This is a genomic window from Tolypothrix sp. VBCCA 56010 (genome assembly GCF_050875635.1).
In the GTDB taxonomy this organism is placed as follows: Bacteria; Cyanobacteriota; Cyanobacteriia; order Cyanobacteriales; family Nostocaceae; genus Hassallia.
The window spans coordinates 1-11,821 of the sequence record NZ_JBPAOH010000195.1; the positions used below are offsets into that span (position 1 = coordinate 1).

Annotated in this window: 13 protein-coding genes and 3 pseudogenes; 9 read left to right on the forward strand and 7 right to left on the reverse strand. The window is 41.3% G+C overall.

The features are described 5' to 3' along the window. Nucleotides 1-921: 921 nt before the first annotated feature. Nucleotides 922-1,320 (forward strand): annotated as a pseudogene (locus AABK37_RS36725) (DUF4277 domain-containing protein); the annotation flags it as partial. 279 nt (nt 1,321-1,599) lie between these two features. Here the strand turns inward: AABK37_RS36725 and AABK37_RS36730 are convergent. Beyond that, nucleotides 1,600-2,425 (reverse strand): annotated as a pseudogene (locus AABK37_RS36730) (IS982 family transposase). A 108-nt stretch (nt 2,426-2,533) separates the two neighbouring features. Between AABK37_RS36730 and AABK37_RS36735 the strand changes: the two are divergent. Continuing rightward, nucleotides 2,534-2,740, forward strand: coding sequence for a hypothetical protein (locus tag AABK37_RS36735; RefSeq protein WP_432556382.1), 207 nt, complete (start codon nt 2,534-2,536; stop codon nt 2,738-2,740). Nucleotides 2,741-2,940: 200 nt separating this feature from the next. Here the strand turns inward: AABK37_RS36735 and AABK37_RS36740 are convergent. Continuing rightward, nucleotides 2,941-3,067 (reverse strand): annotated as a pseudogene (locus AABK37_RS36740) (ATP-binding cassette domain-containing protein); the annotation flags it as partial. Nucleotides 3,068-4,028: 961 nt separating this feature from the next. Then, on the reverse strand, nt 4,029-4,265 hold the full coding sequence (locus AABK37_RS36745) for a hypothetical protein (protein WP_432556383.1): 237 nt from the start codon (nt 4,263-4,265) through the stop codon (nt 4,029-4,031). Between the two features lie 29 nt (nt 4,266-4,294). Here AABK37_RS36745 and AABK37_RS36750 point away from each other — a divergent pair, with 29 nt between their 5' ends. Then, nucleotides 4,295-4,426 carry a hypothetical protein gene (locus AABK37_RS36750; protein ID WP_432556384.1) on the forward strand — a complete coding sequence of 44 codons (132 nt, stop codon included), beginning with the start codon at nt 4,295-4,297 and terminating at the stop codon, nt 4,424-4,426. Between the two features lie 335 nt (nt 4,427-4,761). Here AABK37_RS36750 and AABK37_RS36755 read toward each other — a convergent pair whose 3' ends face one another. The 4 genes from AABK37_RS36755 to AABK37_RS36770 form a co-directional block, all read right to left on the reverse strand. After that, entirely contained in the window at nt 4,762-5,052 is a 291-nt protein-coding gene (locus AABK37_RS36755; RefSeq protein ID WP_432556385.1) for a transposase, read from the reverse strand. A gap of 118 nt (nt 5,053-5,170) precedes the next feature. Then, nucleotides 5,171-6,313: an HNH endonuclease gene (locus tag AABK37_RS36760; RefSeq protein ID WP_432556386.1), complete on the reverse strand. Its 1,143-nt coding sequence runs from the start codon at nt 6,311-6,313 to the stop codon at nt 5,171-5,173. Between the two features lie 184 nt (nt 6,314-6,497). Continuing rightward, entirely contained in the window at nt 6,498-7,091 is a 594-nt protein-coding gene (locus tag AABK37_RS36765; RefSeq protein WP_432556387.1) for an ImmA/IrrE family metallo-endopeptidase, read from the reverse strand. 23 nt (nt 7,092-7,114) lie between these two features. Next, complete coding sequence (locus AABK37_RS36770) at nt 7,115-7,489, reverse strand: helix-turn-helix domain-containing protein (RefSeq protein WP_432556388.1); 375 nt, start codon at nt 7,487-7,489, stop codon at nt 7,115-7,117. Nucleotides 7,490-7,587: 98 nt separating this feature from the next. Here AABK37_RS36770 and AABK37_RS36775 point away from each other — a divergent pair, with 98 nt between their 5' ends. The 6 genes from AABK37_RS36775 (at nt 7,588) to AABK37_RS36800 (ending at nt 11,757) form a co-directional block, all read left to right on the forward strand. Then, nucleotides 7,588-8,109 carry a multiubiquitin domain-containing protein gene (locus AABK37_RS36775; RefSeq protein ID WP_432556389.1) on the forward strand — a complete coding sequence of 174 codons (522 nt, stop codon included), beginning with the start codon at nt 7,588-7,590 and terminating at the stop codon, nt 8,107-8,109. 3 nt (nt 8,110-8,112) lie between these two features. Beyond that, nucleotides 8,113-8,493 (forward strand): E2/UBC family protein, encoded by a 381-nt coding sequence (locus tag AABK37_RS36780; RefSeq protein ID WP_432556390.1) that lies wholly within the window; start codon nt 8,113-8,115, stop codon nt 8,491-8,493. Further along, on the forward strand, nt 8,490-9,917 hold the full coding sequence (locus AABK37_RS36785) for a ThiF family adenylyltransferase (RefSeq protein WP_432556391.1): 1,428 nt from the start codon (nt 8,490-8,492) through the stop codon (nt 9,915-9,917). The genes AABK37_RS36780 and AABK37_RS36785 overlap by 4 nt, the downstream gene beginning before the upstream one ends. A gap of 3 nt (nt 9,918-9,920) precedes the next feature. Then, entirely contained in the window at nt 9,921-10,280 is a 360-nt protein-coding gene (locus AABK37_RS36790; protein WP_432556392.1) for a DUF6527 family protein, read from the forward strand. A 150-nt stretch (nt 10,281-10,430) separates the two neighbouring features. Then, the gene (locus tag AABK37_RS36795; RefSeq protein ID WP_432556393.1) at nt 10,431-11,441 is read left to right on the forward strand and encodes a hypothetical protein; all 1,011 of its coding nucleotides are present in this window, start codon (nt 10,431-10,433) and stop codon (nt 11,439-11,441) included. Then, on the forward strand, nt 11,434-11,757 hold the full coding sequence (locus AABK37_RS36800) for a hypothetical protein (protein WP_432556394.1): 324 nt from the start codon (nt 11,434-11,436) through the stop codon (nt 11,755-11,757). The genes AABK37_RS36795 and AABK37_RS36800 overlap by 8 nt, the downstream gene beginning before the upstream one ends. The last annotated feature ends 64 nt before the right edge of the window (nt 11,758-11,821 follow it).

The following is an 11,821-nucleotide window of genomic DNA, read 5'->3' on the forward strand; positions in this document are numbered from 1 at the left end:
TTCAAGGCTTTCTTTAATCTCGACTTGCAATCTTAAACCCATCACATTTAAACCAAACGCACCCTTGTTCTTAATTTAGCGCAGCTTCATGCAGAAATGGTATAAGCAAGCAAGATTCTGTCATGAACTTACTGCAACTACTCAATTCGCTATGATTGAGCCATTGTGTAAAAACTTGAACACCACCAGCTTTCAACAGACTAATTATCTGTTCTGCTGATGACGAAATTCTTCTTGTCATCAATAGAACTTAAAATACGAATTAAAGAACGTATGACTTGACGTTTAGACTCTTGTTTCTCTAAACAATAACTCTCTAATAAGTTATATTCACTTTCTGGTAACTCTACTGTCAGTCTTTTGATTGGCTCTGTTAATACTTTTCTTGGCATGACACACATGAATTTCATGGAGCAATGAAAAGAATTATGGCATAACTGATTATTAAAATCTCTCGAAAGAAAGTCAAAAATCCAAAAAATCTATCTTTAGGTAGATAATTATTTTTTTAATTTTAGTTCTACCCAATTATTTATATAGGTGCAAGTAAAAGCAACTTATGCAGTTTTGAGGAACCCTAGATAGCTCCTAGCGCTGTCATCCAGCTACATACTTCTTAGCAGGTATCGATGGGGAACAAACTGCATCATGTTGATGCTGGTTGCATGTTGCAGGACTGTCATCCAACCTGCTTTGGAGTTGAGGCGCAGGTTTCCTAATTCTTGAGCAACATGTGTCCTCTACTTGAGGTTATAGCTTGTCTAGGTTCAATAGGCTTCTCTCTCACTCCTTACTGTACGTTCGCTGATTTTTAGAGTCAAAGAGGAATTAATGGCTTGAGGGGAGAGGAATAGGGCGATCGGCAATAGCAGCACCATTTTCCGGTAGTTTATAAGACATGATCTGGAGAGGGGGGTGCGTATGGTGGGAGGAGAGCAGGTAAAAATTAATTCCGAGAGAATTGATGATATTCCCGTGGTAGTGGAATGGCTCAAACAAATGGAGATAGCCAAATGTATTGACCAAAAACTTCGTCCACTACACGGAAACCACAAAGGCATGAGTTACGGTCAATTGAGTGTATTGTTATTGACATATATAATCACTCAGTCAGACCATCGGTTGTGTGCTGTGGAATCCTGGGTGCAGGCACATCGACAGATTTTAGAGTTAAGTACGGGGTGGTCGATAGGGGAAAAAGATGCCAGTGATGACCGATTGGCAAAGGTAGTAGAAGAGTTAGGCAAGCAGTCAGAGGCAAGGCAGGAAATAGAGGTAAAGTTAGGACGGCATCTAATTCGTGCTTACGAACTGCCTACAGAAGCAAGATATTTTGGTGGCAGCTTTGTTGCCGTATGCGCGGTTTGTAAGTGGCAATTATACGAGCGAGCAATTGCGTTTCGCTTGTTGGGAGTCGCAGGATTCTTTGAACAAGCATGGTAGTAACCCAAGTTGCGGGTTATCAAATTCTGGGTGCTTGGTAACCGTCGATTTAGGCGATCGCACATGATAAGTTACGGTTGCACTACGCTCAACCGTAACTTAGAGTCAACCCAACATAAGATTGTCAACTCTGCTAAAAGTATTAAAATTAACTTTTTAGAGAAACGCTTTTTGGAGACTGAATGCAAAAATAAATGCTTGGACTTTCAGTAAAAACCCTTCATATGTAACTGCATGAATCGATTTAGGGAAAACGCAAGTGATACTACTAAAAACGGTTTCAATGTAATGCCGAGTAGATTGTTTAATGTATTGATTCCACGGCGAGTCTTGGCGCTTGGAATTCTTTTTCCGTATCACTTTCAACGAGATTTGACTTGTTTGTTCGAGGTCATCTTCGGCAGTATAATCGGTATATGCTGAATCACTATAAACTTCACTACCAGGCGGCAGATTTAACGGTAGTGCAGAATAGCGCACGTACATCGCTTGCACTACCAGGCATAAACACAAATTCTACTGGAATACCACTTTTGGTTGTTAATAACTGAACCCGAACACCGTAAAAATAGCGCTTTTTCGACGCAATATAACCTCTATATTCCTCCGACTTGATTAACTTAACATTAAAAATCCGAATGTTGTCACAGATTGGTACAGGAAATGAATCTAAAAGATATTCCGTACAATCACTAGTTTCTTTTAGTATCATCCCAATCTGATGAAATAGATCGTTAATTAACATCGAGATTCCGTGTAATCGTCGATTAAATCGCGATTTTTCTAACATATCCGGTATCAAGTTATGGTCTTTCATATAGTTGCAAGCATTGCTAAGGTTACCCTTAAAGAACATTGCCGCGATTACTGCCGTTGTAATAATTTCTGCATCACTCATGTGACGACGACTGTCTTCATGGTGTCCAATCGCTTTCAATAGGTCGTCAATGATAGCATAGATGGAAATTGTTTCATTAAGCATATTCCCCTCCTAAGTTTTCTCTCTGGAGGGGATTTTATTGCTTAAAGTGCTCTTGGCGATCGCCTGAATTTATAACTAGCAACTTGGGTTAGTAATATGCGTTTGGCTATGTCTGTGGAGCAACCGCAGTTTGTGCTACCACAGGTTACACCCCAAGAGTGCGTGACGGTGAATGCCAAGACAGTTGCCTATAACGGCAAGACAACTCCAGAGTCCGATACTAACCATGAAGTTGAACAGCCTCAGCGACCAACTTCAATGGTTCAAGGTAAAGCTTCGTCACAGGATTTGGACAGTATTTTTGGGGACGGTTGACTTCTGAATATCATTGAGTAGCTACTTAACGATAAAATCAGGGTTTCAACTTCTAAAAATGCCTATATTGTCAATGTAATATCGCCCTCACACACACACGGTATGTTTTGACCCGTAATTTAAGGGTGCTTTGAGCACTCCGAAAGTAGATAAGCGCGCTTTTCTTAAACCCGGTTAGGCTTCGTTACTTATGCTTACCGATCAGCTAAAACTAACTGCTCCCGACTCACTAAAGCTCGTGCGATCGCTACATAGTTGTTTCTGTCCACCGGATAAATTTTCAGGATGATAATTGGTTCGCTGTCCCAACCCGACAGTTTCGAGCATTAAGGGGTTGTGCAAAAATAAATTGGTCAGCCGTGTGTTGAAATAACTCGTATTTTTTCGCGGATCACTCGTGAGACGGCTGACCAATTTATTCAAGCAAGGGTGCTAAGAGTGATTTTGCTGAACTCTCTATAGTATGGGTCAAGCGAAAGAAAGTTAAACAAATATGCGCGAGCTTACGCTTAAATGAACGCGAACGAGATGGACCGTTTGTCTCCAATTTTTTTTTGCTCATACACCAAAAATCCTTGCTGGCAATACCAAGGCTATCCCGTGACCGTCGATTTTCATTGCCTTAGCTGTGTGAAGAGAACAACCTTTTATTATTGCAGATGTTACGTGGCAGGCAGTAACGAAGGGTCGCAAAAGTTAGAGGTTTTCTACGGTTAACATCATGTATAAATTTGTTTTCTACCTGCGGCAAATTTCAAGAGAATACAGCTTTGCAAATGCGTCGGTAGTTCTATTGCTGCACGTATACGCCTCAACTATTGCTTCTTACTACTGCCTGTATAAAGCGTATATAAAGCGTCAATAGCAATTGACCTGAAAATATCTGCGACAATTGGCTTTTAGCCCTTGATTTTCACCGCATTTTTACGCAATCTGTGTTCTACCTACGCATGACTAATGCATCATTAATGTCGATGAAGTGTACGTCAAGACTTATATTCAAGACCGCCAAAAGAGCGCGCCGCGCCTCTTGGTAGCTCTACTCCAATAGTAGTGCATGGGTACTTACAAGTATGCTTGTGTACTCACTACACTTCTGTGCCCCGTAGGGGTGCAGAAGTGCATCCCTCGCTTCGCTCGTGACACAGAAGTTCGTTCGCCCTCCGGGGGTTGTTGGGAGTTGTCGGGTGAGCTGCCATTGTTGTTGTCATAGCACGAGCGCGAAAGCGTTGGTTGTCAGCGCGATCGCACAATTATAGAGGAGGCGGCTGATTTGGGAATACTTCATTTAGACAGAGGTTACGCAACTTCCGGGACGGGATAAGGACAACCCAAACTCAAAGAAAATCCGGCTGCGTCCCGATGCGGTATTGTGTTCAGAAATATTTCTCAGTGCTTCCCCAGAGTACTTCCGCGCCTTTGACCCATCAAAGGCTGGAGAGTGAGAAGCATTGCAGCACAAAGCCAGAAGTGCGATCGCTACCAAAGTAATTTTGATTGTTTTTGTATCATCTCCCTCTGTCACGGTGGTTGACCTACTGAGGTAGGGGAACCGTGAAAGGAGGGCAAGGAAAGTTGCCGCACCTGGGGGTGCGTTTTTTCTCCCCAGAAAAAATGTCCGGACAGCAACATAGCTTGCTACTCACCAAAGGTTTTTTTGGGCTACTCGAATCAACTGCTGGATGAATATGTGATGGATCTCTCATGGATTTGTATTGGATCTCTCATGACATAATATTTGTCAATAGTCACTTGTTGTTGCAAATAAAAATTATACTTACAATACGTATGTCAGACAAATGTATCTCTATTGGATCAACATTGTCACTGTAATGGATCTGCAATGGCTCGTTCGTGGATCTGGCATGGATCTGTGATGGCACACTTTTCTAAATCGAATTTATTAGCAAAAAAGTAACGACTTAATTAACAGCAGCGAAAAAAAAATAACCAACTGGATAAATTTGCATTAAAAGAAATGGTCAGTAGAGTGATGTTCACAGTCAATATTTGCATTTAAGTTAAGTAAGTCGGTGGAAAAAATCGTAAGTGTGTAACGGAATCTTAACCAGTTTGATTTGAGTAAAATTTAAAACGTTCTGTGCTGTAGTTCCCCTTCTTTCCTCTAGCTTGAATTCCGTTAATGACGGCATGAAGCTTGCGTCTAACTCATCATCAAACATTTGCCCTGATAATTCATCTTTTTTCAGGTGCTGCCACTCAAGCTCGATCAGGTTTATTTCTGAGCAATACTTAGGCAAAAAGAAGATGTATAAACCCTGGCTTTCCCACTTTGACCATAACTGCTGCACCTCTCGACCTTATATACCAAATTACTTTAATAGCGCAACAAATCCAAACGTAGAGACGCTATATATAGCGTTTCTAAAAAAGAATTTGTATTACGCATTTCAGGAAACGATATTACAGCTACTCTATATTTTTATTTTTGGGATATTCTTGATGAAATCGACTCTGCGAGTACAGAAATTTAGCAAATCCCTCAGATAAATTGTCAATCAATGCTCTTATTATTTCATCGCTAGGAACTGAGCCTTCTCTAAGACTTTGAAAAGAAGTGTCAATACTTTTTTGGGCTATATTACTTATACAATCATAAGTCTGTTTTTTCTTTATCAATGCCATCAGCCTGTTTAATGCATCTTTCAATTCATCTAATTTGTTTTTCTTAAGCTCTAAAACCTTTAAAACTGCTTCTCTCGATAAGTTAAGATTTATCGGTGATTCTACTGTAGTTCGACTTAACACATCAAAGTAATAAAACTGATGAAAATCTTCTCCAGTATAGTCATCTGACATCAAAACCAAAAACTTAAATGTACTAAATAATTCAACATAACCATACATTAATTTTTCAATTGAATTTGCTTTCACAACAAGGCGATGTAATATTTCTATAGGTTCTTTATTTAAATCCAGAACATCATCTGAATAGTAGTACCACACAACATCTTGCTGTTTACCATCTTTTATATAAGGAATAAGATGTAATATCTGTTCTCGATGCCCACTATTATGCATATAAAAATTAACTACCATTTTGCAGATGGATCGGAATACTTCTTCTCCACCTATATTTAGGCTATGGTGAACAAGTTTATCAAAGTAATTCTCTGTTTTTTTAGCATTATTTATCAACCCTTCAATATTTTGAATAAAAGGATATTTTCGTTTGAGACCTTTGAGAGTGTCTCGCATTTGCTTTTTATCTCTTGCTGTAATATGTATGCTGCCATCACTGGGATTTTCTCTAATCGTTGGCTTAACTTGAACAGGTTTTCCTCCAGAACTTAAAAATATATCTTCACCTGTTTCAATTATTGTTGCTTTAATATGTGGATTCTTGCCTCTATCTCTTTCAATATTGAGCATTAAACCAATAAAGTTTAATTGATATGATAGCGCTGCATCTATCACATCAAAGCTTGGCGCACATGGTTTACAAATAATCGAGGGCGAGATGAGTTTTCCACCTATTGAGTTGAGTATTATATGTTCTCTATAAGTATTGCTGTTGTTAATTGTGCATCCACATACATAGCAAATAGACATAACAAGAAAAGATTAGGAGTTACTTAAATTTTAAATAAAAGTTTTAGGTTATACTCTTTTAATATTGATATTTGCGTTGTATAAATCACACATAGCTCTGTTTGCATTATAAAACTTGACAATATGTCCCTGAATGCGCCTGTTGTGTCACGACCTATTTTGCAATCCAAAATCTAAAATAGTATTAACTAGCTTTACGACGATATAAAATTCGTTTTTGCGCTCCAGTAACATTAATACGCATCTTGATGACTTGCTTACTAACGCAGTAATGTTCAATAGCTTCATCTATTGTCATTCCAGTTTTAACGATATGAAGTGCAGCTTCCTCTGAAATCAAAAGTGCCGGACCTAACCAGTTTGCTTCATCTTCATATTCTTGATTTAAATTCCGGCATCCGTACTCATTAAAGGGTTCGGTTGGAGGATGCTGAAGGATGCCATGACTTAACTCGTGAGAAACATCTGAAGCCTGACGTAGAGGGTCGTGAGCATCATTATTCACAATGAGTCTTCGTCTACCATCAAACACCGTTACCGCAGAAAAACTTTTTGTATCTTGTATTGTTAGATAGCGAACCGCTTCAGAAATTGTATTTTGAAATTCAGAAAGTGGAACGACAGGAATTGCTAAATGTTCGGCAAGCTGCCAAGGACATAACGGAGCGTGTGGTTGTAGACCAAGCTCCGCTCGAAATTCCTTAGCATAAGCATTTGCCTCCGTCTTAAAACCACGACGGAATTTCGGCTTATCTGGCTTGCATGGTTTACCCGGCATAAGCATTTGCCTCCTTCTTTAAATCACAGCGCAATGTCATCTTGTTTATCTTTGCGAAGTTTTTCATAAGCAGCTTTGATGACCGCTTCCATTGCAGATGCAGCTTCCGGCGTTAGATGGGGGTCTGCACGCAGATACGCCGTAATTTTAGCGAGTGGATCGGATTCGGTTTGAGTATCCTGTTCGCACCTGATGAAGGAGTCTGCTTTTAGCCCCGACCATGCTAACAAAGCCGCCATACTGTCTACATCTGGTCGTCTACCTTGCGCGATCCGAGTCAAGGTGGACGCACTAACACCAGATTTTTCGGCAACTTGTTTCCAGGTCATACGCTTAGACAGCCGTTGGCTGTCCAATGCTGCATAAAAAGCTTCAACATCAAACTGTCCTTTTGCCATTTCATCTCCAATTTCACTCTTGCAATTTTAAATCATGTGTGCAATATAATGGAGAAAATTTCACGTGTGAAATTGTAAGTCACTTTTGCAACAAAATTATGACGAACAATATTGTGGTTGAGGAAATTGAACTGGAAGCGTGGGTTAAGCAGCATGGGGCTACCCAGCCGCCGCTGGCACAACGCTACGTAGTGCGGATTGACGACCGAAGTTACAAAGTACACGACCCCGTGATTACGGGAGGGCAACTGCTTGATGAAGCAAGCAAGAGACCTGTGGATGAGTACCTCATCTTCCAAGTGCTACATAACGGTCAGTTAGAAGAAATCACGGATGAAACCGTTGACCTGAGAGCGCCTGGTATCGAGCGATTCATTACTTGCAAGAGTGATCGCTCCTTCCGTTTTGTTATCGACGGTCGGCGATTTGAGTGGGGAGCGCCAATTATCACAGGGTTAAAGCTGAAGGAACTTGCAGGTGTTGACCCTAAATCCTATGGAGTGTGGCTGGAAGTACATGGTGCAGAAGACCGCCCAATTGCTGATAACGAATCTGTCGATTTACAAGCACCAGGGGTCGAGCGATTCTTCACTGGTAAAAAAACTACAACAGAGGGTTAAGTAATGAGCTTTTTACCCTTAAACGACCGCCAATACCTTGAAAACAGAGGTTTGGGCTTTGAAGAGGTGGTAGATGTCAGCCAAAAAGGTATCATTCTGCGAGAGTTTCAGCTACCGCCTAGTCGTTTTGATACCGAACGTGCAGACATCTTAATTCTGTTGCCGAGTGGATACCCAGACGCACCACCTGATATGTTTTATCTTTTACCGTGGGTAAAGCTAGTACAGGGTGCAAAATATCCAAAGGCAGCCGACCAACCACACCAATTTAATGGTCATAAATGGCAGCGATGGTCGAGGCATAACAACGAGTGGCGACCGGGTGTTGACGGAATATGGACGATGCTCAAACGGATTGAAAATGCCTTGGAGGTGGCTGCTTGACTACTGCAAGCTTGACGATACAAGGGCAACACTTAAACTACCTGCGGAAATTACTATTAACCGCAGACGGTAAAGAGCGGGCAGCCTATATCTTGTGCGGACGGGCGGTTATCGATGCCGACCCTTGGGACGGGCAACCGCACCATAAATTTATTTCCTGTGAAGTAATATCAGTGCCAGAGGATGAAATTATCTCTTCCTCCGCTGAACATATTACCTGGAAAACGGATTCTTTTGTTTGGGCACTGCAAGCTGCACAAGCAAAAAATCTGACGGCAGCCCTTGTTCACAGCCACCCAGAAGGTAATGACGAATTTTCTACCCAGGATGATACTAACGAACCAGACCTGATTCAGCTAGCACAAAACCGCAACGGTTCAGACACGCAACTTCTAAGTGTAATCCTGACACCAGATGGAAATTTGGTTGGTCGCCTGTGGGTTAGTCCCCAAGAAGTTATTCCCCTGCGGATGATTCGAGTTGTCGGTGATTCAATCCGTTTGCATTATCCAAACCGGGGGCTGGGGGTTTCTCCTCCAGCATTCCAGCGACAGGCTTTAGCTTTTGGGGAAGCCCTCAATCAAGATTTATCAATGCTGCGCGTTGGGGTCATTGGTTGCGGCGGTACAGGAAGTGCGATCGCAATGCTGCTGCCAAAGATGGGTATTCGCAACATTGCGCTTTTCGACAGAGATATTGTTGAGGATACGAATCTAAATCGGTTACATGGTGCGCGTCAACCAGATGCTGATGCCATGACTCCCAAAATTGAAGCTGTTGCAAGGTCACTGGTGGAACTTGGACTTGGTGTTCGGGTGAAAACCTATCAAGCATGGATAGGGGAAGCGGAGTGCCGCGATGCCTTAAAATCTTGTGATGTGGTTTTTTGTTGCACCGATGACCATGCGGGGCGTTTGATGCTCAATCGGTTTGCCTACTACTACGCAACCCCTGTGTTTGATATGGGTTTGGCTATTGAGGTTTCTCAAGGAGAAACACCCAATTTTCAAGCTTTAGATGGTCGCGTCACGGTACTTGCTCCTGCTCCCGGACATGCTTGCTTGTTATGTAGGGAAGTTATCAACCCTGTTATTGCACGGGATGAAGCGTTAAAGCGCACTAATCCTGCTGAGTACGAACGACGCAAGGCAGAAGCCTACGTCATTGGAGAAGGAAATCCTAGCCCTGCCGTTGTTTTATTTACAACGGAGGTAGCAATTATGGCGATGCAAGAATTTGTCCACCGCCTTCAGGGATTTCGTGGTGAGGATGGCAGTACAGCGCACAGGGTTCGCAAATTCCATCTGATGAGCGATCGCAAACCCGCAGCAACCCCGAATCCCAACTGTCCGGTTTGCGGAAGTGTCGGAGTCCAATGGTGGGGTAGAGGGGATGTTGTGCCGTTTCTCAATCAGGTGGAATAACCGATGTTTCTTCGCAGTAGTATTCGGCAGCTATTGGTCTGGCTGCGCTACATTCGCAAGCCAGACTTATTTGCTCATACAGTGCCAACACATCCTGCCCCTGAAGATATAAAACCAGGACAGATTTTGGTGGTTGGCGATGCCAAATATCAAAAATGGGCGTGTTTCCACTGTCCTGGGGGATGCGGTGAAAGTATCTTGTTGTCCTTAAACCAAAAACGCCATCCTTGCTGGGGAGTAACCATAGATTGGTTGGGACGACCAACACTTCACCCATCTGTCCGGCAGCTTAATGAGTGCCGATGTCATTTTTGGGTACGTCAGGGGGTTGTTGAATGGTGTCCTGATTCAGGGCAGAAATAAACCTTATAAAATAGGATCGCTCTTCTTCGGTAAATAATTTCCGGTTAGTAACCATTCCGGAAATTATTTTCCCAAAATTGGGTGTGTAATCAAATAGTTTGATTTATTTTTTGTAGTTTCGCTCTTTGTTACTCAACATTTGAATATAGTATGCCATTTACCGTTTGGAGTGCATTTAATGATTTTCGTCAAAATATGGTTGATTTGCCAACGGATACGACAGATAAAGCAAGAGTTAGCCGGGATTACTTATTTGACCAAATTACAAGGTTAGCTTATAACAACACCGATTTCCCCCGTTTATATAACGGCAATAGAAGTTTTGTACCTTTTGGTTCTTTCGCCAGAAAAACTAAAGTAAGACCTTTGGATGATATTGATGTTTTAGTGCTTATGAACGGTTATGGAACTTATGAATATCAACTGACAATTGGTTCTTCTTGTCGGCTTGGCATTTCAGAGCCATCTTCTCATTTATTACAATTTGTTGATGAAACTGGTTATGTAAATTCGACCAGGGTAATAAACAGGATTAAACTTCATCTTTTTTCGATTAGTAATTATCAAAAAGCTGACCTGAAGAAGAATATGCAGGCTGTTGTCTTGAATCTGAAGTCTTATCCCTGGGTTTTTGATATTGTTCCTGCTGTGCCTATGGGTAATAATGGTGTCATTAATTACTACTTAATTCCAGATGGATATGGAAATTGGATTAGAACAGACCCCCGCATTGATGCCCGTAATATTACTGCTGTTAACTCCAAGCATAATGGTAAGTTTCTCGGTTTGATGAGACTATTAAAATATTGGAATAACCGTGCTTATTATAAGCCTCGTTTAGGCTCCTATTATTTTGAAACATTAGTTATTAAAGTATTTAGTAGTCTTTGGGCTGAGATTACCGACTATCCAAATGCCATAAGATATTTCTTTGAACAATGTCCGACTTATTTGATGACTTCATGTCCAGACCCAAAGAACTTGGGAGGTAACTTAGATGCAAACGTTACCCGTGATGTAAAAATTAAGATCAGGGATTTTATGATTCAGCAGTTACAGGTGGCTGACTTTGCGTTGTACTACGAGAAATATTCCCGTCATAGAGAAGCGATTGCTGAATGGCGGAAAATATTCGGTAGTGATTTTCCTATTTATGGTTGATGATATGAATGAACAACATGATATACGTGCTATCTGTAGGGCTTACTTTGAACTAGCAAAAGAGCGTTATTCAGCAGCACTAATTTGTAAACTAGTGGTTTTTGTTGTTGGGGTGTTGAGCCTTTTTAAAATTTTCTATGACTACTCTCGACTGATAATTTTTTTTATTATCATTCTTTCCGAATTTATTAATTATTTATCAGAAAAAAACAAAGGAATAGCCGAAGCTCTTTTGCGAAAGCTGGATGCCCTGGACTCATTTGGATGGTCTATATCCCAATACGGTTCAGTTAAGGCTATGCAGTGCTTGAAATAACAAACACAGGAGGATTGGTTATTGTTCCAGTACCTCTGTGCTTAACTTTTTTCGAGCGAAATTT

Bases quoted from the DNA above. Each gene is read 5' to 3' on its own strand.
- AABK37_RS36735 (WP_432556382.1), top strand. From the start codon at position 2,534: ATGTCTGTGGAGCAACCGCAGTTTGTGCTACCACAGGTTACACCCCAA.
- AABK37_RS36760 (WP_432556386.1), bottom strand. From the start codon at position 6,313: ATGTCTATTTGCTATGTATGTGGATGCACAATTAACAACAGCAATACT.
- AABK37_RS36765 (WP_432556387.1), bottom strand. From the start codon at position 7,091: ATGCCGGGTAAACCATGCAAGCCAGATAAGCCGAAATTCCGTCGTGGT.
- AABK37_RS36770 (WP_432556388.1), bottom strand. From the start codon at position 7,489: ATGGCAAAAGGACAGTTTGATGTTGAAGCTTTTTATGCAGCATTGGAC.
- AABK37_RS36775 (WP_432556389.1), top strand. From the start codon at position 7,588: ATGACGAACAATATTGTGGTTGAGGAAATTGAACTGGAAGCGTGGGTT.
- AABK37_RS36780 (WP_432556390.1), top strand. From the start codon at position 8,113: ATGAGCTTTTTACCCTTAAACGACCGCCAATACCTTGAAAACAGAGGT.
- AABK37_RS36790 (WP_432556392.1), top strand. From the start codon at position 9,921: ATGTTTCTTCGCAGTAGTATTCGGCAGCTATTGGTCTGGCTGCGCTAC.
- AABK37_RS36795 (WP_432556393.1), top strand. From the start codon at position 10,431: ATGCCATTTACCGTTTGGAGTGCATTTAATGATTTTCGTCAAAATATG.
- AABK37_RS36800 (WP_432556394.1), top strand. From the start codon at position 11,434: ATGGTTGATGATATGAATGAACAACATGATATACGTGCTATCTGTAGG.